This is a genomic window from Floridaenema flaviceps BLCC-F50 (genome assembly GCF_041929275.2).
Lineage (GTDB): Bacteria > Cyanobacteriota > Cyanobacteriia > Cyanobacteriales > Aerosakkonemataceae > Floridanema > Floridanema flaviceps.
In genome coordinates this window covers 272,601-298,801 of record NZ_JBHFNR020000002.1, presented here as the reverse complement: position 1 = coordinate 298,801, position 26,201 = coordinate 272,601, and the positions used below count along the sequence as shown (strand labels likewise).

Sequence of the window (26,201 nt, the reverse complement as noted above, 5' to 3'; positions counted from 1 at the left end):
TTGATTATGGCAAATTTCCTCAACTCATTAACGCTTTTTCTACTAAAACTAAGCGATCGTTTCCCCAATACATATCATCACCAATAAAGAAAGTAGGCACACCAAAAACGCCTCTTTCTACCGCCGCTTTGTTACGATTTTCTACTTCTTGAAGCACCGCCGGATCGCTAACAGCAGCAGCAACAGCTTCCCCATCTGCGCCAACCTCCGCAGCAAGTTTTCCTAACACTTGTGGATCTTGAATATCTAAATCTTCAACCATATAAGCGCGAAACCCTCTGTAAATAAATTCTGGTAATTTCCCCGACTTTTCTACAGCAATAGCAGCTGCCGCTGCTGCACCGTTGTTAATAAAAAGACGTGATGGGACTTTGAAGGGAACATTATAATATTTAGACCAATCAAAAATATCCTTAACTAAATACTTCCGTTTAGCACCAACATCTTTAGATCCCGGATTACCAGATAATTCAAAAACTCTGTACATATCAATTACTTGATAGACAATGTTGCATTTTGTTCTTTCGATTAATCCCGGAAGTTGCGTAGTTGCAAGGTAAGCAAAAGGACTACCTAAACTGACATATACTTCTAATGTTTTGCTCATAATTTTCCTCTACAAACGACCTCTATAGTAATCTTGTTTGACTCTTAAAATCCTCTTTTTCTTTTCTGGAGCGTCCTCTGCGTCTCTGTGGTTAATCAAATATTTTTAGCTAATTTACCACAAATTATGTAAACTGTAAAATTATCATAGTAATGAGTAAAATTCTATTTATGTTTCAAACAACTCGCCGCCGTTTAGCTATTTGGTACGCAGCAGTAACAGCAGTATTATTACTATTATTTGCAACAGGGGTTTATTTATATGTTCGCAGTACTTTGGTTGAAAGAGTTGATGACACTTTAAATCATGTTGTGGAAGTGGTGGAACGATCGCTAGTAATCGAACCAAACACCACAGAAAAAAAATTCCGAATTAACTTAGAAGCTAGTTTTCGAGATAATGCGGATACTGTAGATGACGATCGCATTGACTTAGAATGGTTTAGTCCCAATGGCGAGTTACTTTGGTCAACATTTTCTGAACCTTTGAATATTCCCATTCATGCTAACCGTACTGGAGAAACAGTCAGAATTGAGAAAAAAATTGACACCAATTCTCCTAATATTATACTTTTGCGCCAAATCACAGAAAGAGTAGAAATTGGTAGACAAGTCATCGGATATTTGCGCGTTAGTCATCCTTGGTTTGAAGTTACTAAACCCAGTCGCCAATTAATTTTAGATTTGAGTTTAGGCATAACTTTTATGGTAATTTGTGTAGCAGCAATTGGTTGGTTGCTTTCCGGTTTAGCAATGGAACCAGTTAGGGAATCTTACCAAAGTTTAAAGCAATTTACCTCTGATGCTTCTCATGAATTGCGAAGTCCGATCGCCATGATTCAAACCAACGTCCAAGTAGCTTTAGCAGATCCAGAATTAGAGTTAGCACCCCATCGCCAACAGTTGAAAGTAATCGAAAGATTAACCCAAAGATTAGGACGTTTGGTAGATGATTTATTATTTTTAGCAAGGCAGGATAGTGGCATTGTACAACCTCGGTTTTCTGCTTGTCCGTTGGATGCTTTGCTAATAGAAGTAGTGGAAGAACAACAGTTAGTCGCACAGGAAAAAAATGTTGAACTTTCCTTAGATTTAAAAGCAGAGATTGGTGGATCGGGAATGGGAAAAAAGTATTTAGAAGAAACTGAAGAAGACTTTTTTAGCCTTTTAGGAGATTGGGATCAATTAGCACGATTGTTTACCAACTTGATCGGTAATGCACTGCAATATACGCCAGCTAAAGGTAAAGTGAAGATAGAATTGCAGCGTATTTTTCGTCGGGGTAGTTTTCCTCAGCTACAAGTAAAAATTATTGATACCGGGATTGGTATTCCTGAAGATGCTTTACCTCATTTATTCGATCGCTTTTATCGCGTAGATCCGGCACGCAGTCGGGGAAAAGTGACAGGTTCGGGTTTAGGATTAGCGATCGCAGCTGCAATTGCTCAAAATCATGATGGCAATATACGCATTGATAGTACTATTAATCAAGGAACAACTGTTACTGTCACCTTACCTCAACAGCGTTTAGAAACATTTAATTCCTAATCAATTATTGGTAATCTTTACTTAATTTTTTTACGAATTTCATCTATCTTAAGTCAGGGATCGACGAAAAATTTTAACAATAAAATGGGTTAAAACAACTCACAAGGGAATGTCTCCTGTGACAGAGGTAATGGGTATCACTCTCATATTAGCCTCAAGGCATGAGTAGAGTGATTAGGAGACGTTTAATAGCAATATGACAATAGGAATAAGAGAGGATGTTGTCTATATAATGCTGAAGAAAATCAGCGAAACTGATAGCAACAACGGGATGCACACAGTTAAGTTCAATGAAGGAGATTTTGTTGGTCGAGAACTCACGCCAGCAGAATTCTTAGGACACTTGGATTACTTAAATCAAAAGCAATATATCAACGCCGAATTTAGCGGCAATGCTTACGGTAATCAGGAAGATGTTCCTGATGCAGTTCATCCCAAAGAAGTCGATGTGCGAATTGCGAATACTTACGGTGCGCCAGATGGCCCCTTGCCTCATTTAATTACTTTTAAAAAGGCAGAATTAACCGAAAAAGGTCGCAAAGCTTTAGAAGAAATGGAGGCACATCCTCCTGAATCTTTAATGAAAGGCCCAGCAGTACCAATTGCTGACAAAGATATGCCTTTCTTGCATAAAGTCATGCTGAAAGGTGGCTTAACTGAACCTTATGATGCCAGAGATTTGACTGAAGTCGTGTATCGAGTCATGCGCGATTTAATGACAACTGATGCAGCAGATCGCGTCGCCGCAGAACTCCACGAAGAAGCAATGCCAACAGAAGATAAAGCGCTGCAAATGGAAATTAGCGACCTGTGGAGAGATACTAATCCTATTGTCGGATTTTTAAGTCGGGTTCGTCCACCTTGGCAAGGTCCCGGCATTTTTAAAATTAACGACGATCGCTTTTTATTCCGCGTCGCTAACGAAGGTGGAATGCCACCAAATGTCGATCGGGAACAAGTCGTTAAAGCGGTATTTTCGGCAACAAAAGATGAATTGTCCCAAGAACGAATTGCAGAAATAGCTGAATGGCTACCTGGAAGAGTTCGCCAGTTGTGGGAAGAAGCATAAAACTGAGATCTTGCACTCCTGAGCAGAGCCTCTATCTTTCGTTACCAGGTTGAACCTGGTAACGAGATGTAGGAGGTAGAACCGACTCTTTTTAAAATACTTTCACTTTATTTAATAAAAACTTGGGGGATAAAATGAATTTACCAAATCGGCAAATTAAAAAACAAATTGGACTAGTAGGAGTGATTTTTAGCAGCTTGCTTTTAGCTTTTCCAGCAGTTGCTCAAATGAGTCCTAGAATGCCTGGAAATATGAACCCTACACCAGAGAATCAAACCCCCGAAAATGATGGGTTATCTCCAGCAGAACGCAGTCGGATGTGTGCGGAATACATTAATAGTACGACTCTTGACAGACAAAATTCATCACCGCTAAATCGGCAAAACCCAACTTCAAGGAATACCAACCAACCAGCTTCTATTTTGGAAACTTTGCCTTCAGGTAGCCTCAGTGAACCGCCTGTTGTTCGTGATGGTAGTATTGCAGGACCCACCGAAAGTCATGCCGAACAAATTTGCTCCAATTACATGATCGAACGTCAACAAAGAGCAAGCAAAGAGTTAAATGTTGCTAACAAACAACTAATTCGGCAAAATAACTATTCTGCACCTAATCAAAGAAGTGTAATCCCAACACCAGAACAGCAACAAGCTGCAACTACTAGCGTTAGTCCAGTTAACGGAGTAGTAAATTTAAGGTTGGTTAATAACTCTGGCGCTGATATCACCTATCAGGTAATTGGTGACACCCAACCTCGTTATTTACGGGGTAACAATAGCGTGACTTTAAGTTCAATAGATACACCCACAACTCTCACTTTTTACCGTCCAGACAGAGGATTTTTAATTGTTACTCCTCAACCTGTTTCTCCCGGAGTTTTAGAAGTGAGATTTAACCCCACCAGCAATTTTAGTTTGGACAAAACTACGATGACTGTACAACCATCAGGTGCAGTTTACTTGAATTAATCATCAACGGGAATTTGAATCAATTCTCCTAACAATTCTGTCACTGCTTGAGTTTCATTTAATTCTTGAGCCAAACAAATTGCCTGATGTTGTACCATTAGCGCTTCCATATTCTTACCTTGTTGTCGGTAAAATTGACTCAACAATTGTAGTGACTTCAATTCTTGGTAGGGATTTTCGGAAGCGCGAGCTATTTTTAAACGTTCTTCCAACAAATCTAAAGTTCGAGTGTAATTTTTCGCGCAATTGTAGGTATTAACTAATCCATCAATAGCGCGAAATTGATTTGGGCGATCGATCGCCAATCGCGCCACTCTCAAAGCCGCACCATAAGCCCTAATCCTATCCCAAAAATTGTCAGTAGCCCGATAAGCATCACCCAAATTATTATAAGTATTTGCCTCTCCCACCGGGTCACTAGCACGACTGCGATAAATCAAAGCCTCCTCATATCTTTTAATCGCTTGATTATAATCTCCTTGATTTGCTGCGACTAAACCCAAATTATTTAAAGATAACCCAATACCAGCCGGACTGTTAGTAGTACGAGCAATAGAAAGTGCTTCATTAAATGTTGTTTTCGCTGCCGAAATATTGCGTTGCTTCAGTAAAAGCGAACCAACATTATTCAAGCCAAAAATTTGCCCTTGCCAATCCCTATTTGCTCTGGTTACTCCTAATCTTTTTCGCAGTGCATCTTCTGCTTGTCGGAATAAACCCAAATCAGCATAAGCTAAACCCAAATAATCATAAGTTCGACCAACCGCCTCTAAATCGCCTATTTCCGAATAAATATTTAGGGCTGTTAACCAATAGGGAATAGCCTTATCTAACAAACCTTTTTGTTGTGCTTGACCTCCTAAACGCACTAAGCGATCGGCTTCGTCCCGACTCTCTCCCTGCGTGCCATTATTAATCCGAATATCCAATTGTTCATTTAGGTCGGCTGCACCTAAAAGCAGAAAGTAAAAAGGCAGAATTAAACAAAGAAAAAAAAGTCTCTTTCGTTTAACTTCCGCCCGCATCTTACGACTTAAAGCTAATCTTTTAGAGGCAAAAACCGTAGACTGAGGTAAAGTTTTCACCCCTTTACTCTTGCCAACTCGCCATTCATCAAGACCTTTCATAGCAAAGATTCCTGCTTTTCTACCGCCCCATCTTCACCTAAATAAATCTCCCGAATATCAGCAGGTAAAGACCGTTGTAACTCTTGCAAACCAGATATTAACAAAGACCTAACCTGATGAGGTGAAACCGTTTCTCCTTCAGTTTGCAAATAAGCAGAAATTCGCGCCTCACTCCAATGGAAAGTTTGCGACATTAAAACAATTAACCTTTGCAAAGGAGGTAAAAAATCTAATGCTTGATGGGTATAACACCACAGAGGCGGAGAAGCAGCTTCCAAAGAATAATGAATGGACTCCACAGGCGGAACATCAGCTTGGTTAATACAAAGCGCCGTAATATTAATTAACCAATTTTGCAGGTTAAAATTTTCCATTCCTGGAACACTTGACCCCCGCAAATCTAATTCCATCATCGCATAATAGATATGTCGCCAAGTCAGAGCAAACAAATAATCAATCTGCACTGGCGAACGTCCAGAGTGGGCAATTAGAGTATAGACGATCGGACTATATCGACAAAAAATAGCCGTAAAATATTTTCCTTCTTCAGGATGGCGTTGGAACAAAGTCAATAGTTCCCGATCGCTGTAATGAGACAGAGACTTGACTTGTGGATGATCGGTTTCAGTAAAATAAGGAATTTGCACAACTTTACCCTTTGGCTAATCAATCAAATCATGAGATTTTACCAGATACTATACTGCTGAAGCGCAAATTTTTAGCTGGGAAATGTTTGTTTTAAATTTTACCTTAATTAACCTTCTATCTCCCCGCCTCCTCACCTCCCCACCTCCCCACCTCCACAAACGCGATCGCACTCCTTCAGGCTTGATAGACTAGAATTACAGATCATTCACCCTTTGTAAATTCATGGTTCTAGCAGTCAACATCATTACTTCTCTGGTTTCTTCCATAACTGATAGCACTTTTTTACTTTCCTTACCTTTCGATGCCTTGTTTTCCACCCAAGGAATCATGGTAATGCTGCTGGTAGCTTACGCAGGTGCAATGTGGATGTTCCTCACCAGCGCCCCCAAAGTACATACAATTATGGTGTCAGACCTTGAGATTGCCCGTAAATTTTATGAAGGTGTCCTAGATTTGCCCGCAGCCGACGTACCTTTGCACTACTATTACAACTACGAGCAAACTATCGGCACTGCTGCGATCGACCCACTTTATAATATGTCAACAGGCCCCAGTCTGACTGCTACTAACAAATTTAATGAATCTGATGGACTGTGGTATCAACTGAAGAAAAATACTCAACTGCACGTCATTTCTGGTGCTAGTTTAGGCGCAAAAAATCGCCAACGTCATGTTTGTTTCGATCGCGAATGTTTAGAACAAGTCTTAATGCGAATTCAAGTTCGAGGTTTGCGATTTAAACTGCGTACAGAAAAACCATTAAACTTCTTAGTAAAAGATTGGGAAGACCGCACAATTGAAATGGCTGAAGTCAATAATTAAGTAGCTGTAAATAAATTAAAGTGATAATAGTTATCTAAGGATGGGGCGGGCTAGGAGAGCCCACCCCACAGGAGGGGCAATTCATGAATTGCCCCTCCTGTGGGGTGGGCATCCTGCCCGCCTTAGTTTTCACTTTATTTATATCTACCTACTTAAGTTGATTTTTTCACTCGTACCACAACCGAAAATTTAATCTGCAAATCGCTATCTTTGGGGTCATTAGAAGCAAGAAAAACATAAACAAGGTTAACTTCTTCAAATTTAATTGTTATATAAATTTGGTTTATTAGGTATACTTAAGCTATCTGTACTTTTACGGAAGTGCAGAAATTAAATAATTTTATTGTTCAGCTATAATACTGGTAATTATGGACAATTTGCCTCAAATAGAAATACCAATTCGGCAAGAACTAAAAACAGGTGAACTAGTAGAATTAGATTGGATGCTACCTCAAGAAACAGAAACAGTCAGAGCATTATTCAATCAAGTAATAATTGAAGGGCAAACTTATCCTCAAGAAAAGCCAGTTTCGGAAGCAGAGTTTGCCGCCTATTGGTTAGTCAAAGATGCCTTTGTAGTGAGAAATATTTCTAATTCTTCGGAAATTTTAGCAGCCTTCTTTTTAAAACCAAATTTCCCAGGACGCTGTAACCATTTTTGCAACGCAGGTTTCATCGTTCATCCAGAGCATAGAGGTAAAGGCATCGGCAGATTTATGGGCGAAAAAATGTTAGAAATTGCCAGATGGCGAGGTTATGCAGCAGTCATGTTTAACCTAGTCTTTGAAACCAACATTGCCTCCCTAAAACTCTGGGAATCATTAGGTTTTAAAACTATTGGGCGCATCCCCGCAGCCGCACATTTAAAAGATGGCAAATTAGTAGATGCCTTAATGTTGTATCGCCAAGTTTCCCATTGAAGAAAACCGCCAAATAATTAAAAAATATAAACCCTCCTGAAGAGGTTTCTCGGAGGGCTTTGTTTCGGTATAGTCTTTTAGGATATTGTCTTTAGCTATCTATTATTATGCTTTAGTCCCAACGTAAGTACATCAGAATTACTGCGTAAATTCGGAAAAAATTAAGCATCTTCATTTACGTATTTTCCTAGATTTCCCTCGTTTCCCCTCGTTCCCACTGGGTTCAACCGGGGAACGAGAGCTAATTTCTGGGCAAAACCCGCCCTTACCAGATATGTATCATTCATTTCGTGAATTGGTATAACCTACAGTTAATAAAGATAAATAAATTTTTCTAACGAAATAGAAACTTTCAATACTTTATATCTATATCTCGTGCTATGACCTTGATGTTATCAGGGTATCTCTTGACTTTCAGTATTGTGAGTCGCAAAGTTCTGCTTACTTTACTATTTAGTTCCGATGATGAAGAAAATGAAAAACAAAAACTTCTGGTTAAACATTGGGATTATTGCTTTGATAGTTTGGTCTACAACACCACTCAAAGCAGAAGCACAAGCGGCATCATCTCTCGTGAATAGAGATTGTCAAAGTGCTACTCCTGGTCGGAATCTCGACTATATTTTAAAGAAGGGAGACAGTTCGATAACTTTAGGAAGAGAAGTTTTGCCTCTATTAGCATATCTTAGCTATGATTACAGTCTATCAGGTGATTACTTTATTCCAGTTGGTAATCCTGTTGAAGTAGTTTGTAACCTTAAAGCCAATTTTCAATCTCTGAAGTTAGTTTTTGGAGTACACAGTGGCAACTCTTTTGCACAGCCAAATAATAAGATCTTATTTGGTGTTTACTTGGACGGTAATTTAGCTGGCACTAAAGAAGTCATAGTTGGCCCCAAACAAGAGTGGACTCTAAATTTACAAGGTGTTAAAAATGTAGCACTAAGAGCAGAGTGCATCAGCGGGAAATGTCCAGGTCTTTATTTTGCAGAAATGTCATTGAGGTAAAAATAGAGTTAGCGTTTTTCCCTTAACTTAATAACAAAAAATATAAACCCCCATAGACAGGGTTCTATGAGGGGTTCGTTTCTGTATAGGACTTTAAAGTTATTAACCTTAGCTATCTATCATTCTCCTTCCATCTCAACGTAAGTACATCAGGACAATTGCGGAAATTGTCGAAAAGTTAGGGAATACTCCTTTAAGTATTTTCCTAGACTTAGTAAGATCAATTCCCCAAAATCCTCTAAAAATCTCCCCACCTCCCCATCTCCCCACCTCCCCACCTCCCCATCTCCCCATCTCCCCAAGTTTCCCCTGAGACCCTGTAACAGTGCTACGATTGCGACAGATAAAGAATTGTGATAGTGAAGGATCGAATGGTAGAGTTAGACAAATCGATATCCTTTGACGGTAGGGATATTAGATTAAAGGTTGGCCTCCTTGCTCCACAGGCTGGTGGTTCCGTTCTTATACAATCTGGTGATACTTGTGTATTGGTGACTGCGACGCGGGCGGCAAGTAGAGAAGGTATCGATTTTCTCCCCTTGTTGGTGGACTACGAAGAGAGACTTTATGCAGCTGGAAGAATTCCCGGTGGTTTTTTGAGAAGGGAAGGTCGTCCACCAGAAAAGGTAACTTTGACAGGTCGGTTGATAGACCGTCCCTTGCGTCCTTTGTTTCCCAGTTGGTTACGGGATGACATTCAAATTGTCGCTACTACCTTGTCAATGGATGAACAAGTGCCACCGGATGTTTTGGCGGTGACTGGTGCTTCCATTGCGGTAATGTTGGCGAAGATCCCGTTTAATGGGCCAATGGCAGCAGTGCGGGTTGGTCTGGTGGGAGATGATTTTATCATTAATCCTACCTACGCAGAAATTGAAGCTGGGGATTTAGATTTAGTGGTTGCGGGTTCCCCAGAAGGCGTGATTATGGTGGAAGCTGGGGCGAACCAATTGCCGGAAGCTGATATTATTGAGGCGATCGATTTTGGTTACGAAGCAGTACTCGACCTAATTGCAGCCCAAAAAGACCTGCTCAAAGAACTGGAAATTGAGCAAGTTCACGAGGAACCACCAGTTACAGATAGTGAATTAGCAAATTATATTCGCGATCGCGCCACCGAACCAATCAAAGAAATCCTCAAGCGGTTTGAGTTCGACAAAAACCAACGGGATGAAGCATTAGACGAAATTAAAGCTGGCATCGAAGCTGGAATAGCCGAACTACCAGAAGAAGACCCCATCAAAGTCGCAATTGCTCAGGATGGTAAAGCCTTGGGCAACGTCTTCAAAGATATTACCAAGAAACTCATGCGCCGTCAGATTGTTGACGAAGGCGTGCGCGTCGATGGTCGTAAACTCGATGAAGTCAGACCAGTTTCTTGTCGCGTCGGAGTCCTACCTCGCCGAGTTCATGGTAGCGGTTTATTCAACCGGGGACTCACCCAAGTCATGTCAATTGTCACCTTGGGTACACCCGGAGACGCGCAAGAACTCGCCGACGACTTGCACCCAGAAGACGAAAAACGCTACCTGCACCATTACAACTTCCCTCCCTACTCGGTTGGCGAAACTAAACCCTTACGTGCCCCTGGAAGAAGAGAAATTGGTCACGGTGCTTTAGCAGAAAGAGCTATTGTCCCTGTTTTACCACCAAAAGATCAATTCCCCTACGTTATTCGCGTAGTTTCGGAAGTGCTTTCTTCTAACGGTTCAACTTCAATGGGTTCCGTTTGTGGTTCCACTTTAGCTTTAATGGATGCTGGAGTTCCGCTGGCAAAACCAGTTAGCGGCGCAGCAATGGGATTAATTAAAGAAGGCGAAGAAGTCCGCATCTTAACAGATATTCAAGGAATAGAAGATTTCTTAGGCGATATGGACTTCAAAGTAGCAGGGACAGATACAGGAATTACCGCCCTGCAAATGGATATGAAAATTAATGGTTTGCCTATAGAAACCATTGCTAAAGCTGTTCACCAAGCACGTCCAGCTAGATTACATATCCTAGAAAAAATGCTGGCTGCTATTGATCAACCACGCAGCGAAATGTCGCCTTTCGCGCCACGTTTACTAATGCTCAAGATCGATCCAGAATTGATTGGTTTAGTAATTGGCCCTGGTGGTAAAACTATTAAAGGCATTACCGAAGAAACTGGTGCCAAAATCGATATTGACGATGATGGTACAGTGACAATTTCGGCAATTGATGTGGAAAAAGCGGAACGCGCCCGTTTAATTGTCCAAGGTTTAACTCGTAAGTTAAATGAAGGCGATGTTTATGTAGGTCGTGTGACTAGAATTATTCCCATTGGTGCTTTTGTGGAATTTTTGCCCGGAAAAGAAGGCATGATTCACATTTCCCAATTAGCAGACTACCGAGTTGGCAAGGTAGAAGATGAAGTGGGAGTTGGCGATGAAGTGATTGTGAAAGTGCGGGAAATTGACAACAAAGGTCGGATCAATTTAACTCGGTTGGGCATTCACCCAGATGAAGCTGCTGCGGCTCGATCGGCAGCAAATCGTTAACTGGTCAACGTAAGATAGAAAGGCGGTTGCTATATTTGGCGATCGCTTCGCAATTTGCGGATATCATAATCTCAAATATCCGCAACATTCACCCCTTTCGGGCAGGGGAGCAGGGGAGCAGGGGAGCAGGGGAGCAGGGGAGCAGGGGAGCAGGGGAGCAGGGGAGCAGAAATTAATATTAAATAGGTTTTTTGTTATGACTGGCAATTTATCAGAAATTGAAAGTAAAACCAGAGAATTATACGAAACTGATTTTTATACATGGACTGTGGAACAAGCAAAGTTTTTGCGAAATGAGGATTGGAATAATTTAGATATTCCTAATTTAGCTGAGGAGATTGAGTCTTTGGGTAAACAAGACCGCAGAGAGTTAAGAAACCGTTTAAGAATTTTAATTGGACATTTGCTGAAGTGGCAATTTCAAGCGAACAAACGTTCTAACAGTTGGTCAAATACTATTGATGAACAACGCTTTCAAATTTTAGGTCTTCTGCAAGAAAGTCCTAGTTTAAAACCTTACTTACCTGATGCCATCAGTGAGGTTTATAAGTACGCGCTTAAGTTAGCTATGAGTGAAACTTCTTTATCTAAAGAAAGTTTTCCCCAAGAAAGTCCTTATAATTTAGAGCAAATATTAGATTTTGAGTTTTTTCCTGGTGAGTAATGATTGCAATCCTAAAAGATTGGTTTTTTTGAACCGCTACAGACGCAGAGGACGCTCCAGAAAAGAAGGAGGAGTTTACAGGTTGATGGAGTGGTAAAGATATTATGACTCAAAATTTATCAGGAATTGAGCCTAAAACTGGCGAATTGTACGAAACTGATTAGAAGAAATATTAAATGCTGAGTTTTTCCCAGGTGAACAACTGGAAAGCGATTCAAATAGCTAAATAGATCATAGATCCCCGACTTCTCCAAGAAGTCGGGGATCTAAACCCAACTAGTTAGCAAAATTGACCCCAGAAGCCTTAAACTGGAGTTTACCCTTATAGTGTTTCTCCCTACAGAGTAACTGTGCGAAAAAAAGTTATCGCTGGCAACTGGAAAATGTACAAAACTCAGGCGGAAACGTCGGAGTTCTTGCTGAATTTCTTACACACCTTAGAAGAAACCCCGGAAGATCGGGAAATTGTTCTGTGTGTTCCTTTTACGGATTTGGGTATTTTATCCAAGAGTTTGCATGGTAGTCGCGTGCAACTGGGTGCCCAAAATGTTCACTGGGAGGAACAAGGCGCTTATACTGGCGAAATTTCTGGCCCTATGCTCACGGAGATTGGCGTAAGATATGTGGTTATCGGTCACAGCGAACGCCGTCAGTATTTCAATGAAACTGATGAAACTGTGAATCTGCGACTGAAAGCAGCACAACGTTATGGTTTGACTCCGATTCTTTGTGTTGGCGAAAGTAAGCAACAAAGAGATGCTCTTGAAACTGAGTCTTTGATTATTAGTCAGTTAGCGAAAGGTTTAGTTGATGTCGATCAAAATAATTTGATTATCGCTTATGAACCGATTTGGGCGATCGGTACTGGCGATACCTGCGAATCGATCGAAGCTAACCGAGTTATTGGTTTAATTCGCTCTCAATTATCTAATCCTGATGTTCCTATTCAGTACGGCGGTTCTGTTAAGCCTAATAATATCGATGAGATTATGGCTCAACCAGAAATTGACGGCGCACTGGTGGGAGGTGCTAGCCTCGAACCTAGCAGTTTTGCACGCATTGTAAATTATCAGTAATGTCCGTTGTCATTGGTCATTAGTCATTAGTCATTGGTGATTAATCTTTTTTTCATAACTAATGATAAATGACAAATAACAAATGACCAATGACAAATAACTAATGACCAATGACAAATAACTAATGACTAATGAGGAATTAACTATTCGCGATCGCACTTTCATCTGGGGAAAACGCACCTATTTAATGGGTGTTCTGAATGTCACCCCAGATAGTTTTAGTGATGGCGGAGATTTCCATAATTTAGATGCGGCTCTTTCCCAGGCAAAATATTTGGTAGAATCTGGTGCAGATATTCTCGATATTGGTGGAGAATCAACTCGTCCTAATTCGGAAAAAGTCTCTTTGTCAGAGGAACTAAATCGAGTTTTACCTGTTATTAAAGCTATTCGTCAAGAATTAAATATTCCGATTTCTGTAGATACGACAAAAGCAGAAGTTGCGAGAGCGGCTGTGATTGCTGGTGCAGATATTGTTAATGATATTTCTGGCGCTACTTTTGACCCGGAAATGTTGCCAACTGTGGCTGATTTGGGTGTACCAATTGTGTTAATGCACATCCGGGGAACACCGCAAACTATGCAAAATTTGACCGATTATCAAGATTTAATTGGGGAGATTTTACAGTTTCTTAAACAGCAAATTAATGCGGCTGTAGCTGCTGGAATTGACGCTGATAAAATTATTATTGACCCTGGTATTGGCTTTGCGAAAAACTATCAGCAAAATTTAGAAATTTTACGCAGATTACCGGAATTTAAAACTTTAAATTGTCCGATTTTAGTGGGAGTATCGCGCAAAAGTTTTATTGGACATATTTTAAATCAACCTGATGCCAAACAAAGAGTTTGGGGAACTGGTGCTGCTTGTTGTGCTGCGATCGCTAATTCTGCCGATATCCTCCGAGTTCATGATGTTAAAGAAATGCGTGATATTTCCTTAGTCGCTGATGCAATATGGCGAGTTTAGTTAAACAGAAGTATTTTTATCATCATCCTTTTTCATTAACTCTGATATGGCTTTGTTTAACGCTCCTGGGTTCATAAACAATATTTTAGAATTCGGACTTTCGCTCAATTTAGTGTTAGCATCTACATATCTTTGAGCTAACAAAAAGCTTAACGCTTCCTTCCCGTCAATCTCTGATTCTTTCAGCGCGTCAGAAACTAACTTTATGTAATGAGCAACTCCCTCCGCTTCATTAATAGATGCTTTTTTTTGAATTTCAGCTGCTCTCTCTTTTTGTAATGAGTCTAACACTGCTTGGACTGGTTTGATTTCCTGAATTTCTACGCGCATTACCTTGACACCCCAATTAACTGTAGCATCATCTAATTCATTTAATAGCGCCTTATTAATGTCCTGTCTATTAGACAAACTATCCCTTAAATCCATGCCACCTATTTTGGAACGTAGCGTCGTCAATACTAAGTTTTCTATTGCTACCTGGAGGTCTTCAATTTCATAATAAGCTCTCTTTACATCCATTATCCTCCAATAGACAACAGCATCAACTTTTATAGAAAAGATATCTTTAGTGATCACCTCTTGTGGATGAATATCTAAAACTTGTTCCCGCATACTTTCTTCCCAAACAATTGTATCCAAAAACGGCACAATAAAGTGTAAACCAGGTTTCAAAGTTCTATGATATTTCCCCAAACGTTCTACTAATGCTTGGAAACCTTGATGAATCAGCTTTGCTGAACTGATTAAATACATAGTAGTCCCAATAATTAGTAAAAGAATCGCCGATATGATAGCTCCCATAATAATTGGTTGTGAGTTTAACTCAAATTTCCCTCCCGTTCCTCTCCTATTTTAACCTTGGTTAATTTTTCTGGGGCTTAGCAGCAAACTTTAACCATTGAGAAATACTTGATGGTAATTCCCTATTTATCCGTAATGCTAATTTAGCAGTAGAAAGAGATTGAGCATAGATTGGGCTTAAAAAAGGTTGGTAAGTAACAGCTTCTGGGGTAAATTGTTTGATGAAAGCTAGACTAACACCCCTGACTAATTGCCGTAAAGGTTCAACTTCTTCTCCTGTACGTTCTCTAAGCAAAGTAATTTGTTGAGTTAAATTTTCGGGACTTCCTACACTTAAATGTGTCGCGCCTACTGCGGTGATCAAATACTTGTTACCTCCGAGTTGCTGAAAGGGTTCTAATTGATGAGTAATTGCTGGGGTAAAAGCGTCTTCTGTACTAGCTAAAGTTATCGTAGGAATTCTGACTTTTCTTAACCCGGTTTCGCCGAAAAGTTGACCCACAACTGGATTCAAAATAATCGCACCAACTATCCGCGAATCTCCTAATTTTGGCACTTTTGACAAATCAGTAGCAGCACATTGCAACCATTCACCAGGAGATTGTAGCAGTGGCACAACTGATTTACAAGTTTGGCGTAATGCAGGTAAATTTAATTCGGCTCCGGCTAAAGCTAAAGCCGTATAACCGCCTAAAGAATGACCTATTACGACAACTTTTTGGGTATTAAATTTGCCTTGTAATTCACCAAAGTTTTGATTTCTTTGTGCTAGTTCATCTAGTAAAAAGCTCACATCTTTTGGTCGATCGACAAACTCTGATGCAGGCATTAAATCCTGTGGTTTATCACTTATTGATGCTTGCAAAACCCAAGTTGCATTACTTCCGGTATGTTCTAATGCTGCTACAGTAATTCCATGCGAAGCTAAATGACGAGCTAAATAGTTTAAAAATCTGCGATCGGCTCCAAAACCATGAGACATTACTACTAACGGCCCTTGGGTATTTTGGGCATAATATAAATCTACTGGAATAAATCTATTTCGCTGGGAATCTCTCAAGTATAAAGTTTGCTGCTCTACTGGTTCTGTACCTAATTCTGCTGGGTTTAAATTAGGATTAAATCTCGGACTAGCAACATCTAATTCTCGCCTTAATAAAGGGCCAAGGGCTTCACTTTGCCAATAAGAAGGGTTAAACTGTAAAGCCAGACCAATTAAAGAAGTAGCTTCAATTGTGACATTTTCGCCGGGAATTGCTCGCAATACTCCAACTAAACTTAACCCATTTGCTTGTCTAGCAGCTAAAGAAACTGCCGCTTGTAAATCTTCAATTTTAGTGTCAGGAAAAGCACTGCCTAAAGTTTTGAGTAGCTGTTTTGACATTGGCGATCGCAACCACTCCTGTAACACTTTATCAGTCATTTGCGGATCGAGTTGCAACCGTTGTGAAAGTAATTCTTGCACTCTAGGAGTAAAAATTACAGACAAAGGTTTAAGATTCCTTGGTAATTCCCCTGTTTTGGCAAAACGTTCTAAATCGGATACACTAATAGATTGTTGAAAAGGCCCTAACTGTAAAGTTAATCTTTCTACTGCTGTCGCTGGTGTTCCTATTCCCCAACTTAACAAGAACCCAAGAAACAGCTGACTCAGACTCAGACGCAACCAAGATAATTTTTTCATCTGATTGAACTTTAGGAGTGTTTGATTTAAGTTCAAATTCTAGGATAATCAATGCTTAGATTTTTGTGTGAATCATTTCAATTCCCGATCGTTGTTCCTACTTGAGTAGGAATAGCGCTAAAGCGCAACAACAAACCTGATTGTTCGTTGTTCCTACTTGAGTAGGAATAGCGCTAAAGCGCTCACAACAAACCTGATTGTTCGTTGTTCCTACTTGAGTAGGAATAGCGCTAAAGCGCTCACAACAAACCTGATTGTTCGTTGTTCCTACTTGAGTAGGAATAGCGCTAAAGCGCTCACAACAAACCTGATTGTTCGTTGTTCCCACTTCAGTGGGAAATAGCGCTGAAGCGCTTACAACGAACGGGTTAATTGCTTTGGCAAATTTGTTGTAAAGTCGAGGTAAAATTTGGGTAAGAGATGGCAGCTGCTTCGGCGCGATTAATGGTAGTAACTCCTTGAGCATTTAAAGCTGCAATTGCTAAACTCATGGCAATTCGGTGATCGGTGTAACTATCAAGCTCAACACCAGTTAAAGGAGTTCCGCCAGTAATTTCTAAACCGTCGGGTAATTCAGTCACTTTTGCTCCCATTTGGTTTAATTGAGATGCCATAACTGCAATACGATCGCTCTCTTTCACCCGTAACTCTTCGGCATTGCGAATTACAGTTGTGCCTTCGGCAAATACGGCAGCTACCGCCAGAATCGGAATTTCATCAATTAATCTGGGAATAATATCCCCGGCAATTTCGCAACTTTTCAATTTGCTATATTTAACTCGTAAATCTGCCACAGGTTCCCCGGCAACAATTCTTTGATTTTCCTGTTGAATATCCGCACCCATCATTTCTAAAACTTCTAAAATTCCGGTGCGAGTGGGGTTAACGCCAACATTTTCCACTAACAATTCTGAACCTGGGACGATCGCACCCGCTACCAACCAAAAAGCAGCGGAACTAATATCTCCCGGTACAATTACTGTTTGTCCTTGCAGTTTCGCGCCACCAAAAACAGTTACACTATTTTGTTCTGGATCTACACTTAATTTTGCCCCAAAAGCTTGCAGCATTCTTTCGCTATGATCGCGTGAAAGTGCAGGTTCAATTACAGTAGTTTCTCCTTCTGCCATTAAACCAGCTAACAGAATGCAAGATTTTACTTGTGCCGAAGCAATGGGAGAATGATAAGTAATCCCTTTCAATTGTTTACCTTGAACCGCTAAAGGTGCTAAAGAAGCGCCTTTGCGTCCCCAAATTTTCGCACCCATCTCTTGCAATGGTTTTACCACACGGGACATCGGACGCGATCGCAAAGAACTATCCCCTGTCACCGTAAAAAATCTCCCCACATGGGAAGCTAAAATTCCTAACATTAACCGCAAAGTTGTCCCTGAATTACCTGCATTCAGGACATCTATTGGTTCTAGCAAATTCCCCAAACCAATACCTTGAACCCGGACTAACTCAGTATTTAACGGGGAAATTTCTGCACCCAAAGCGCGAAAGCTTTCAGCAGTACTGCGCGGATCTTCACCTAAGAGTAATCCTTGAATTTGAGTTTCGCCTTGAGCAAGAGCACCTAACATTAAAGCGCGGTGAGAAATAGATTTATCTCCCGGTATTTGAATTTTGCCAGATAGCGACAACCCAGAGACAGGTTTTTCAATTTCCAAAGATTGCTGATTTTCTATAACTTTTAGCCTGACGAAGGGAACTGACATTGGGATAGACTGGTGGTGGTGGACTGTGATGTTAGATCCTACCCTTTTCTTTGCCCAACTGGGACATTTTTCACTTAGATATTCTCTTTTTCCTCTATTATGCTGACGCATCATCGTAAACCTGTGTGTCTATCCTTAGTTTCTACCGATCTGCCAATTTGGTCGGTAGTGGAAACTTCAGCGACGCTGTACCAAAAAGACCGCCTCCGCTTTCATTTGCTGCTTACAGAACCCGGACTGGGGATGCAACAAAACGCTGATTCATCAGCGATCGATCCCACTCTCCCAACCTCCTCCCCCCGTCTTTTGTGGTTGGAAATTTCTCCTAATCGCGTAATTATGACCATGCAGGGAAATGGCAAATTAAGCTACCGCCATTTTTGGGAACGGGGTGTTTATGGTTTGAGTCGCTATTGGTTAAATAATGATTCCTTAAAAACTAACTGGCAATTGCGCTTGCGTAACTTCACCCGCAGCTTAGTTTTAGAAGGACATCCTTTACCAGAACATCTGCGCCTAGAATACGATTTATGGTCAGAAAAAGTGCAATTAGGTCGCTATATTTTGAATTTGCAAATTCATCATTAATCGCTTATAATTCTTGCAAAAGTCGATATTTCTAGTAAATTCATCTGTGTTTCTCTGTGGATATCTGTGGGAAAAAAACCTGATGGGCAACTTTTGCAAGAAGTTTATTATTAATGAAGGGAGTTTTCTAATTAAATAACTTTAATGCTTGAGCAAAAATTGGTTGCTCGCTCGCGCAAACTTTAACGATCGCTTGCACAAATCGAATCAGTTCTTGGTTAGGAAACAGGTCAAATTTTACAATTTTACTGGCGGGATAATGGCGATCGCCACAACTCATCTCATTAGTTACTCCCGTTCTCAACCCAGGTTCACTTTCCTCCCAGGAAACCACATTTCCTTGCCAAGTAAATTGAAACCAAACAATTTCCTCATTTTCGACCTTAAAGAATACATCAAAGTAGACATCTTTACCCTGAAACCAGAACCTTCCCGGTTCTTTAGTTTTAATGCGATACAGAGACTCTGCGAGTTCTCTAATTTTTTGCTGATCTGTGACAAAGTTTACCATGTTCATGTTTATCAAATTCACACATTAAATTCTTGGTTCAAAAACAGCTAAACTGGGAATAACGGCTATAATCTTTAGTCACGGAAAAGTAATTTACAAAGTGTCTCTCTTAGCACTTGGCGATCGGGCGTTAGCCGATTCATTCCCACTATATTAAATTGTATAGTGCTTCACTCGCATCAAGTATGAAGCTCAAGATGTCCCGCTTCTACATAGAGAATTTGTGAAGCATTCAGCCAAACCGGATCGAAGGCGCTTAAATGAGTAGTAGTGATTAAGGTTTGAAATCGAGCTTGGATAGTTTCCAACAATTGATGTTGACGAGTTAAGTCTAATTCTGCCAAGACATCATCCAATAACAGCAGAGGCGGTTCACCAATCACTTCTTCAATTAATTTTAATTCTGCTAGCTTCAAAGCTAACACCAAAGTCCGCTGCTGTCCTTGAGAGCCATATTGTCTAGCGGGAGTTTGGTTAATAGAAAACGCTACTTCATCCCGATGTGGCCCTACTAATGTAGTACCTTGGAGTTGTTCTGGAATACTTCGTTGTTGAATTTTCTCCAAAAAAGCTTGTTTTAACCATTCTAAATCATCCTTTTCCATCTCCACATTAGGTAAATATTTAATTTCCAATTTTTCTGTACTACCGCTAATAGCTTGATGCCAGTTGTGGGAAATCGGTGCTAACCTTTGTAAAGCTCTGGCTCTACGACGCATCACCCGCACTCCAGCTGTAACTAATTGTGCATCCCATAAAGCTAACTCGGAACGGGAAGCTGTAGAAATAGACCCATCATTGACTATTCCTTGTTCCCGAAATTTTTTTAATAAAGCGTTACGTTGTCTAAGAATTTGATGATATTGCTGTAAAATATGAGCATAAAAAGGCTCTAATTGAATTACTAAAGTATCTAACCAACTGCGGCGATGTTCCGGGCCACCTCTGACCAAATCTAAGTCTAAACTAGAAAATTGAACAGCGTTAATTGTACCCAAAAAATCTATTTGTCGTTTCAGAGCTTCACTACCACGACTAACAGTACGACGACCATTGCGACGGAGGGTTAATGATAAATCAATTTCGCCTGTTTGTCGTTCCAATGTAGCAGCAATTTTCCCCCATTCTGCACCTTCTTTGACTAAATCGCGATCGCGTGTCACCCGATGACTTTTCAGCGTCGAAAGTAACTCCACCGCTTCCAACAAATTAGATTTTCCCTGTGCATTATTACCCACCAAAATAGTCTTTGGTGCACCAAACTCCACACACTGATCTTGATAATTGCGAAATTGAAGTAAGTGTAAATTCTTTAAGTACATTTCTTGGGAGTGGCGACTGGGGACTGGGACGGGGTTAGGGGTTAGGGGTTAGGGGTTAGGGGGTGGGGAGATGGGAAGGTAGGTAGGTAGGAAGAGTTTAGAGTTTTGAGTTAAACTTCCCCATCTGCCCATCCCCCCATCTGCCCATCCCCCCATCTCCCCATCTCCCCATCTCCCCATCTCCCCTGCTCCTTAACGTCTGGTTTTTCCAAACCAGCGGATGAACAGTTTTTCTAGTTCAATCCAGACGAACATTAACATACTGAAACCAAGACAAATCAGTAGTTCTCCTAAGTCTAAAAAGTGAGTACCAAAGAAAGCTCTTAAAGGTGGAACATAGACCAACATCAACTGCAAAATAGTGGTAAAAATCACCGCACCCCAAACGTAGATGTTAGTCAAGGGATTTAATTCAATTGTTAGTTGAGTGTTGGAACGAATGGCGATCGCATGACCCATTTGCGCTAAACAAAGTGTAGTAAACACCATCGTTTTCCAACGCTCAGGATCGCCAGTTCCTTGAGCATGAGTATAAGCCCATTCCATCAGAATAATCGTGAGAATAGCAAAGACAATTCCAACTCTCACCATGTACCAACCTAAACCTCTGGAAAAGATACTTTCACGAGGGTTAAAAGGCGGACGTTTCATCACATTTGGTTCTGCTGGTTCTACCGCCAAAGCTAACGCCGGAACACCATCTGTTACCAAGTTCATCCACAAAATTTGTAGCGGTGATAAAGGTACTCCGCCTGTAGGCAGTAAAATTGGTGCAGCTGCAATTGTCAGAACTTCCCCAATATTTGAACCGAGAATATATTTAATGAAACGACGAATGTTAGTATAAACAACTCGTCCTTCTTCTGTGGCAGCAACAATGGTGGCGAAGTTATCATCTAACAACACCATATCACTAGCTTCTTTACTCACATCAGTACCAGTAATACCCATTGCAATACCGATGTCAGCTTGTTTCAAAGCAGGTGCATCGTTAACACCATCGCCTGTCATTGCCACAAATTTACCGCGATTTTGCAGAGCTTGCACAATTCGCAGTTTGTGTTCGGGAGCAACACGAGCATAAATTGATACTTGATCGACTTCTCGTTCTAATTCCTCTTGGCTAAGTCTTTGTAATTCTTGACCTGTGAGAACCCGATCGCCTTCGTGCGCTATCCCTAAATCATAAGCGATCGCCTTAGCAGTCAACTGATGATCGCCAGTAATCATTACCGGACGAATACCCGCTTGTTTACATTTTGCCACCGCATCGCGCACTTCTGGTCTGGGTGCATCGAGCATCCCCACTAAACCTAACCAAACTAATTCTTGTTCTAATTCATCTTCGGATAATTCTCTTGAAGGTTTGTTGTCCATTGGTTTATAAGCAAACCCTAAAACCCGCAAACCATGCGCCGCCATTTGGTTGTTTTGTTCCAGAATTTCTGTGCGCTGATGTTCTGATAATTGGGCATTTTGCCAACCTTCTAAATAGGAAGTGCAGCGTTGCAAAACTAATTCTGGAGAACCTTTAGAGAATAGGAGATAGTTAGCAGAATTTTCAATCAAAGATTTAGATTCATCTTTGACAATTACACTCATGCGCTTCCGTTCAGAAGAAAAAGGAATTTCTTCCACTCTTGGCATTTGATGGTTAAGGTTTTCTTTTTGGAAATCACCTTTACCCGCTAAAGTTAACAAAGCGCCTTCTGTGGGATCTCCTAAAATTTTCCAGTTTCCATCACTACTTCCCGGTGCATTGTTTGCTTCGCATTGCAACTCAGCATCATTACATTCCACACAGGCAAGTAACAAAGTTTGTAATTCTGGATATTGATTGGCATTTACTGATTTATTGTCTAAGAAAAACTCACCTTTAGGAGTGTAACCTTCGCCAGTAACTTGGAATTTTTGGTTAACTGTTGCTACCTGCTGCACGACCATTTTATTTTGGGTCAAGGTGCCAGTTTTATCGGAACAAATAGTAGTTACCGAACCCAAAGTTTCCACAGCAGGCAATTTACGAATTAAGGCATTACGCCGCACCATGCGCTGAGTTCCTAATGCCAAAGTTACTGTAATTACCGCAGGTAAACCTTCTGGTACTACCGCAACTGCCATACTTAAAGAAACTTCTACTAAAGCAATAAAAGTAGCGAAATTCCAACCTGTGCGGATTAAACCAACTACGATAACTACAACTACTAATACTAGAGAACCAGTAACAAGGGCATTACCCAATTGAGACATTCTTTGTTGTAAAGGAGTGGGTTCACTTTCCACTGCTTGCAACATTTCGGCAATGCGTCCTAGTTCGGTTTTCATTCCAGTATTGGTAACTAGAACTTTGGCGCGTCCTTGGACAACTTCTGTACCTTGAAATACTAGGTTAATGCGATCGCCTAATGCAGTTTCTTCACCTAATTGTAAATCAGCTTGCTTTTCGACAGCGTGTGCTTCTCCGGTTAATGCTGCTTCCCGAATTTGCAAATTTGACTCTTCAATTAATCTGCCATCTGCTGCTACTTGTACTCCTGCTTCTAACAGCATGATATCGCCGGGGACTAATTCTTTAGCGCTAACTTCTAAAGTTCTGCCATCACGAATGATCCGCACTTTTGGCGAAGACATTTTTTTCAAGGCGGCGAGGGCTTTTTCGGCGCGACTTTCTTGTAAATAACCTAATACACCATTGAGAATTACAATTAACAAAATGGCGACCGTATCTTTAAAAGGAACTTCGCCACTCTCTAAATTTCCTTGTTGTAACTTGAAAATATCCAAGAAACCAGAAACAAAAGCTACCCCAATCAGCATTAATAACATAATGTTTTTAAACTGATCGAGGAGAATATCCCAAGAACTACGTCCGGCAGTTTCTTCTAGTTCATTGGGGCCATATTTTTGCAATCTTTCTTTTACTTGTTCGCTAGTTAAACCAGTATTGCGATCGCTATCCAAAAGCCGCAAACTTTTATCAACATCTAAAGTATGCCAAGCTTCACCTACTTCTCTAGCGGCGCTTGCAGTTTTAGCAGTTGCTAATAACTCTCGCTTTTGTTTTTTTCTAGATTGCACAAACCCAGCTAACCAAAAAGCTGCACCCAATATCAAACAAAGTATAGGGAGAAAATTTATTAATTGAGCTAGCCCAGCGTTAATGACAATCCCGCTACCTGGTGAACCTAAAATGCACTGCTGGCTTGTTTTAGCACAATTTATACTTCCCGAAACAAAGGAAGCAATCAATCCTATTAAACCAAACAGTACCGCTGTTAGCAATAAACCCGATCTTTTCACTATTTACCTCTCTGTTTTGAAATGTGACTAGGTTAAAAAATTCCAACTAGTAAGGCATTTCTACATCACGCAGTTGCTTTTGGTTCGGATGAATTTTTTGTTTTTACGGCAAAGTTAGTCAGTTAAATAATCATAGCCAATTTCTTGAGGCGGGGCGAGTATTTGGGGTTTCCAGTTTTGCATATATTAAAGTGTTTAAAGGTCTTAAGGGAGCGAACAAGAAGGACAAAGCCTATAAATATTAATCATAGGGCTTTAATTGGGCGATCGGATGCTTGTCTTGAGGCAAAAAGTTATTGATTGGACAATTTAGCTAAAACCTATGCTTGTGGGACAATTACAGGCAAAGCTTCAGGAATCAGCAGGAACTTAGCCGGAGTATAGGTAATAATCTCACCATCAGTGTTAATAGGGTAAGGTCTGCGAGTATGGATTTCTATTTCCTGACCTTCTAGGGTACGGACACCGGGGAAATTTCCCTGTTTACCCTGCATAATTGCCGGAATTAGCGGAAAAATTTGCCACCAATGCTCAATTTCCAAGCTATAAAGATCCAATTTCCGGTCTTCAATAGTTGCGTTATCATCAACAACCATACCACCACCGTAATAACGCCCGTTACCTACAGCAATTTGGACTGTTCGTACTTGGATCGATCGATCCAAATAGCAAATTTCTGCCTTAAAGGGTCGAGTTCGGTAAATAACTTGTATTGCAGCGATCGCATAAGCTAGCACTCCCCACCGCCGCTTCAAATCATCGCTTAGTTGCTGCGTAATTTGCACGCTTAAGCCTAGACTAGCAACGTTGAAAAAATGTTTGCCATTCACCCAACCTAAATCTATGCGTTTGACTTGACCATTAGCAATAATTTGGCAAGCTTCTGGGATAGATTTCGGAATTCCCAAAGTGCGAGCCAAGTCATTAGCAGTTCCCAGAGGTAAAATACCCAAAGGCAGTTGAGTATCAACTAAACCTTCGATCGCCGCGTTGAGAGTACCATCCCCACCACCAACTATTACCAAGTCAACTTGATGGTGATACTGACGAATCAGGTGCGGTATTTCTCGTGGTTGCGCGGTACTTTCTTCTATAAGATGAAAGTTTTGTTGCAATTGCTCGATTGCCTCAGAGAAGCTTTCTTGACCACGCCGAGAGAAACGATTGACCAATAACAAGGCTCGACGACTCATGAAAATTTGTCAAATTAATTACATATTTTCCAGATCCAGCATATAGTTTTTTCAGAAGATCCCACAATGGAAAACTAAGCAGTCACATATTAAGTAAGGTCTATGAATAGTGGCTGATATCTCAGCAAAAATACGGTAATTCGTCTATCCAGGGAATACTGGCGAAATTACTGGTCATTTTTGCCAAAAAATAGGAGATAACTACATTTAATTACTTCTATTTTCCCAGTTGTGGTGTTATCTATGACCTATTCCTTGAGAGTCGCCGATCTTCCTATTAGTGAACGTCCGCGAGAACGTTTATTAGCTAATGGAGCGAAACATTTGACCACAGCTGAATTGATTGCGATTTTATTAGCTACAGGTCAAGGTGCGGGCAAACTTTCTGCGATCGGGCTAGGTCAACATATTTTGCAACGATTAAGTCAACATGGGCGAGATCCCTTAGTAGTATTACGGGATGTTACCGCAGCTGAATTAATGGCAATTCCCGGTATTGGCCCTGCCAAAGCGACTACAATTTTAGCAGCGATCGAACTGGGAAAAAGAGCATTTGCCACTCGCCCGCAAGAACGTACCTTAATTGATAGTCCCGCTGCTGCCGCTGCCACCCTCAGCCACGAATTAATGTGGCAACCTCAAGAAAGATTCGCTGTCATACTACTAGATATCAAACATCGGTTGTTGGGTACGATCGTTATGACCATCGGTACAGCTACAGAAACATTAGCCCATCCCGGTGAAATTTTCCGCGAAATCCTTCGCCAAGGTGCAACTAGAGTCATTGTGGCACATAATCATCCTTCGGGAAGCATGGAACCAAGTCAAGACGACATTAATTTAACTTCCGAATTATTACAAGGAGCACAATTTTTAAAAGTTCCCGTTTTAGATCACTTAATCATAGGTAACGGCGAATATTTAAGTTTGCGCGAAACTACTAACTTATGGGAACTATATCCCCAACCAGAATAAATTAGGTCAGTTGTGAGGACTTTAGTCCTCTAATTTTCCCTGTTTAACTGAGTAGTTCACTATTTGGCGATACTTTATACCTAATGTATAGGTTATGCTCAATAAATTTTTACAGGTTTGTCAGATGAGTTATGAGTAAAATTGCTCTTTTTTGTAGG

Annotated in this window: 23 protein-coding genes; 12 read left to right on the top strand and 11 right to left on the bottom strand. The window is 40.7% G+C overall.

All coding sequences use genetic code 11. The features are described from left to right. Nucleotides 1–19: 19 nt before the first annotated feature. Nucleotides 20–607, bottom strand: coding sequence for a 2-hydroxychromene-2-carboxylate isomerase (locus ACE1CI_RS21125; protein WP_413261846.1), 588 nt, complete (start codon nucleotides 605–607; stop codon nucleotides 20–22). 170 nt (nucleotides 608–777) lie between these two features. Here ACE1CI_RS21125 and ACE1CI_RS21120 point away from each other — a divergent pair, with 170 nt between their 5' ends. The 3 genes from ACE1CI_RS21120 (at nucleotide 778) to ACE1CI_RS21110 (ending at nucleotide 4,191) form a co-directional block, all read left to right on the top strand. Further along, the gene (locus ACE1CI_RS21120; protein ID WP_413261944.1) at nucleotides 778–2,154 is read left to right on the top strand and encodes a sensor histidine kinase; all 1,377 of its coding nucleotides are present in this window, start codon (nucleotides 778–780) and stop codon (nucleotides 2,152–2,154) included. Nucleotides 2,155–2,350: 196 nt separating this feature from the next. Further along, nucleotides 2,351–3,223, top strand: a complete 873-nt coding sequence (locus ACE1CI_RS21115) for a DUF2267 domain-containing protein (RefSeq protein ID WP_459563990.1) — start codon at nucleotides 2,351–2,353, stop codon at nucleotides 3,221–3,223. Between the two features lie 134 nt (nucleotides 3,224–3,357). Continuing rightward, the gene (locus ACE1CI_RS21110) at nucleotides 3,358–4,191 is read left to right on the top strand and encodes a hypothetical protein (RefSeq protein WP_413261844.1); all 834 of its coding nucleotides are present in this window, start codon (nucleotides 3,358–3,360) and stop codon (nucleotides 4,189–4,191) included. On the opposite strand, the gene ACE1CI_RS21105 is transcribed toward ACE1CI_RS21110, so the two are convergent. Further along, on the bottom strand, nucleotides 4,188–5,318 hold the full coding sequence (locus ACE1CI_RS21105) for a tetratricopeptide repeat protein (RefSeq protein WP_496615674.1): 1,131 nt from the start codon (nucleotides 5,316–5,318) through the stop codon (nucleotides 4,188–4,190). The genes ACE1CI_RS21110 and ACE1CI_RS21105 overlap by 4 nt on opposite strands. After that, nucleotides 5,315–5,965 (bottom strand): RNA polymerase sigma factor, encoded by a 651-nt coding sequence (locus ACE1CI_RS21100; RefSeq protein WP_413261842.1) that lies wholly within the window; start codon nucleotides 5,963–5,965, stop codon nucleotides 5,315–5,317. Before ACE1CI_RS21100 ends, ACE1CI_RS21105 begins: the two co-directional genes overlap by 4 nt. Nucleotides 5,966–6,188: 223 nt before the next feature. Between ACE1CI_RS21100 and ACE1CI_RS21095 the strand changes: the two genes are divergently transcribed. Then, a complete protein-coding gene (locus ACE1CI_RS21095) occupies nucleotides 6,189–6,788 on the top strand; it encodes a glyoxalase-like domain protein (RefSeq protein WP_413261841.1) in 600 nt (199 codons plus the stop codon). A gap of 368 nt (nucleotides 6,789–7,156) precedes the next feature. Further along, the gene (locus ACE1CI_RS21090) at nucleotides 7,157–7,708 is read left to right on the top strand and encodes a GNAT family N-acetyltransferase (protein WP_413261840.1); all 552 of its coding nucleotides are present in this window, start codon (nucleotides 7,157–7,159) and stop codon (nucleotides 7,706–7,708) included. 161 nt (nucleotides 7,709–7,869) lie between these two features. On the opposite strand, the gene ACE1CI_RS21085 is transcribed toward ACE1CI_RS21090, so the two are convergent. After that, nucleotides 7,870–7,995: a hypothetical protein gene (locus tag ACE1CI_RS21085; RefSeq protein ID WP_496615673.1), complete on the bottom strand. Its 126-nt coding sequence runs from the start codon at nucleotides 7,993–7,995 to the stop codon at nucleotides 7,870–7,872. Between the two features lie 175 nt (nucleotides 7,996–8,170). Between ACE1CI_RS21085 and ACE1CI_RS21080 the strand changes: the two genes are divergently transcribed. The 5 genes from ACE1CI_RS21080 to folP all read left to right on the top strand — a co-directional run bounded on the left by ACE1CI_RS21080 (nucleotide 8,171) and on the right by folP (nucleotide 13,948). After that, nucleotides 8,171–8,716 (top strand): hypothetical protein, encoded by a 546-nt coding sequence (locus ACE1CI_RS21080; RefSeq protein WP_496615672.1) that lies wholly within the window; start codon nucleotides 8,171–8,173, stop codon nucleotides 8,714–8,716. Between the two features lie 371 nt (nucleotides 8,717–9,087). Continuing rightward, nucleotides 9,088–11,238 carry a polyribonucleotide nucleotidyltransferase gene (locus ACE1CI_RS21075; protein WP_413261838.1) on the top strand — a complete coding sequence of 717 codons (2,151 nt, stop codon included), beginning with the start codon at nucleotides 9,088–9,090 and terminating at the stop codon, nucleotides 11,236–11,238. A gap of 196 nt (nucleotides 11,239–11,434) precedes the next feature. Then, complete coding sequence (locus ACE1CI_RS21070; protein WP_413261837.1) at nucleotides 11,435–11,902, top strand: DUF29 domain-containing protein; 468 nt, start codon at nucleotides 11,435–11,437, stop codon at nucleotides 11,900–11,902. A gap of 350 nt (nucleotides 11,903–12,252) precedes the next feature. After that, nucleotides 12,253–12,978, top strand: a complete 726-nt coding sequence (gene tpiA / locus ACE1CI_RS21065; RefSeq protein WP_413261836.1) for a triose-phosphate isomerase — start codon at nucleotides 12,253–12,255, stop codon at nucleotides 12,976–12,978. Nucleotides 12,979–13,102: 124 nt separating this feature from the next. Then, the gene (gene folP / locus ACE1CI_RS21060; protein ID WP_413261835.1) at nucleotides 13,103–13,948 is read left to right on the top strand and encodes a dihydropteroate synthase; all 846 of its coding nucleotides are present in this window, start codon (nucleotides 13,103–13,105) and stop codon (nucleotides 13,946–13,948) included. Here the strand turns inward: folP and ACE1CI_RS21055 are convergent, their stop codons facing one another. The 3 genes from ACE1CI_RS21055 to aroA all read right to left on the bottom strand — a co-directional run bounded on the left by ACE1CI_RS21055 (nucleotide 13,949) and on the right by aroA (nucleotide 18,154). Beyond that, a complete protein-coding gene (locus ACE1CI_RS21055; RefSeq protein WP_413261834.1) occupies nucleotides 13,949–14,749 on the bottom strand; it encodes an SPFH domain-containing protein in 801 nt (266 codons plus the stop codon). It lies immediately after the preceding gene. 61 nt (nucleotides 14,750–14,810) lie between these two features. Further along, on the bottom strand, nucleotides 14,811–16,433 hold the full coding sequence (locus tag ACE1CI_RS21050; RefSeq protein ID WP_413261833.1) for an alpha/beta hydrolase: 1,623 nt from the start codon (nucleotides 16,431–16,433) through the stop codon (nucleotides 14,811–14,813). A 368-nt stretch (nucleotides 16,434–16,801) separates the two neighbouring features. Beyond that, a complete protein-coding gene (gene aroA, locus ACE1CI_RS21045; protein ID WP_413261943.1) occupies nucleotides 16,802–18,154 on the bottom strand; it encodes a 3-phosphoshikimate 1-carboxyvinyltransferase in 1,353 nt (450 codons plus the stop codon). 99 nt (nucleotides 18,155–18,253) lie between these two features. Here aroA and ACE1CI_RS21040 point away from each other — a divergent pair, with 99 nt between their 5' ends. Beyond that, nucleotides 18,254–18,742 carry a hypothetical protein gene (locus ACE1CI_RS21040; protein WP_413261832.1) on the top strand — a complete coding sequence of 163 codons (489 nt, stop codon included), beginning with the start codon at nucleotides 18,254–18,256 and terminating at the stop codon, nucleotides 18,740–18,742. Nucleotides 18,743–18,869: 127 nt separating this feature from the next. On the opposite strand, the gene ACE1CI_RS21035 is transcribed toward ACE1CI_RS21040, so the two are convergent. The 4 genes from ACE1CI_RS21035 to ACE1CI_RS21020 all read right to left on the bottom strand — a co-directional run bounded on the left by ACE1CI_RS21035 (nucleotide 18,870) and on the right by ACE1CI_RS21020 (nucleotide 25,068). Beyond that, the gene (locus ACE1CI_RS21035) at nucleotides 18,870–19,259 is read right to left on the bottom strand and encodes a hypothetical protein (RefSeq protein ID WP_413261831.1); all 390 of its coding nucleotides are present in this window, start codon (nucleotides 19,257–19,259) and stop codon (nucleotides 18,870–18,872) included. 173 nt (nucleotides 19,260–19,432) lie between these two features. Beyond that, complete coding sequence (gene recF / locus ACE1CI_RS21030) at nucleotides 19,433–20,575, bottom strand: DNA replication/repair protein RecF (RefSeq protein WP_413261830.1); 1,143 nt, start codon at nucleotides 20,573–20,575, stop codon at nucleotides 19,433–19,435. A 192-nt stretch (nucleotides 20,576–20,767) separates the two neighbouring features. Further along, nucleotides 20,768–23,545: a cation-translocating P-type ATPase gene (locus ACE1CI_RS21025; RefSeq protein ID WP_413261942.1), complete on the bottom strand. Its 2,778-nt coding sequence runs from the start codon at nucleotides 23,543–23,545 to the stop codon at nucleotides 20,768–20,770. Nucleotides 23,546–24,195: 650 nt separating this feature from the next. Further along, the gene (locus ACE1CI_RS21020; RefSeq protein WP_413261829.1) at nucleotides 24,196–25,068 is read right to left on the bottom strand and encodes a lipid kinase; all 873 of its coding nucleotides are present in this window, start codon (nucleotides 25,066–25,068) and stop codon (nucleotides 24,196–24,198) included. A gap of 243 nt (nucleotides 25,069–25,311) precedes the next feature. Between ACE1CI_RS21020 and radC the strand changes: the two genes are divergently transcribed. Further along, nucleotides 25,312–26,043 carry a RadC family protein gene (radC, locus tag ACE1CI_RS21015; protein ID WP_413261828.1) on the top strand — a complete coding sequence of 244 codons (732 nt, stop codon included), beginning with the start codon at nucleotides 25,312–25,314 and terminating at the stop codon, nucleotides 26,041–26,043. Nucleotides 26,044–26,201: the final 158 nt, after the last annotated feature.

Coding starts and splice junctions, on each gene's coding strand:
- ACE1CI_RS21125 (WP_413261846.1), bottom strand. CDS start 607: ATGAGCAAAACATTAGAAGTATATGTCAGTTTAGGTAGTCCTTTTGCT.
- ACE1CI_RS21120 (WP_413261944.1), top strand. CDS start 778: ATGTTTCAAACAACTCGCCGCCGTTTAGCTATTTGGTACGCAGCAGTA.
- ACE1CI_RS21115 (WP_459563990.1), top strand. CDS start 2,351: ATGACAATAGGAATAAGAGAGGATGTTGTCTATATAATGCTGAAGAAA.
- ACE1CI_RS21110 (WP_413261844.1), top strand. CDS start 3,358: ATGAATTTACCAAATCGGCAAATTAAAAAACAAATTGGACTAGTAGGA.
- ACE1CI_RS21105 (WP_496615674.1), bottom strand. CDS start 5,318: ATGAAAGGTCTTGATGAATGGCGAGTTGGCAAGAGTAAAGGGGTGAAA.
- ACE1CI_RS21095 (WP_413261841.1), top strand. CDS start 6,189: ATGGTTCTAGCAGTCAACATCATTACTTCTCTGGTTTCTTCCATAACT.
- ACE1CI_RS21090 (WP_413261840.1), top strand. CDS start 7,157: ATGGACAATTTGCCTCAAATAGAAATACCAATTCGGCAAGAACTAAAA.
- ACE1CI_RS21085 (WP_496615673.1), bottom strand. CDS start 7,995: ATGAATGATACATATCTGGTAAGGGCGGGTTTTGCCCAGAAATTAGCT.
- ACE1CI_RS21080 (WP_496615672.1), top strand. CDS start 8,171: ATGATGAAGAAAATGAAAAACAAAAACTTCTGGTTAAACATTGGGATT.
- ACE1CI_RS21075 (WP_413261838.1), top strand. CDS start 9,088: ATGGTAGAGTTAGACAAATCGATATCCTTTGACGGTAGGGATATTAGA.
- ACE1CI_RS21070 (WP_413261837.1), top strand. CDS start 11,435: ATGACTGGCAATTTATCAGAAATTGAAAGTAAAACCAGAGAATTATAC.
- folP (WP_413261835.1), top strand. CDS start 13,103: ATGACTAATGAGGAATTAACTATTCGCGATCGCACTTTCATCTGGGGA.
- ACE1CI_RS21055 (WP_413261834.1), bottom strand. CDS start 14,749: ATGGGAGCTATCATATCGGCGATTCTTTTACTAATTATTGGGACTACT.
- ACE1CI_RS21050 (WP_413261833.1), bottom strand. CDS start 16,433: ATGAAAAAATTATCTTGGTTGCGTCTGAGTCTGAGTCAGCTGTTTCTT.
- aroA (WP_413261943.1), bottom strand. CDS start 18,154: ATGTCAGTTCCCTTCGTCAGGCTAAAAGTTATAGAAAATCAGCAATCT.
- ACE1CI_RS21040 (WP_413261832.1), top strand. CDS start 18,254: ATGCTGACGCATCATCGTAAACCTGTGTGTCTATCCTTAGTTTCTACC.
- ACE1CI_RS21035 (WP_413261831.1), bottom strand. CDS start 19,259: ATGAACATGGTAAACTTTGTCACAGATCAGCAAAAAATTAGAGAACTC.
- recF (WP_413261830.1), bottom strand. CDS start 20,575: ATGTACTTAAAGAATTTACACTTACTTCAATTTCGCAATTATCAAGAT.
- ACE1CI_RS21020 (WP_413261829.1), bottom strand. CDS start 25,068: ATGAGTCGTCGAGCCTTGTTATTGGTCAATCGTTTCTCTCGGCGTGGT.
- radC (WP_413261828.1), top strand. CDS start 25,312: ATGACCTATTCCTTGAGAGTCGCCGATCTTCCTATTAGTGAACGTCCG.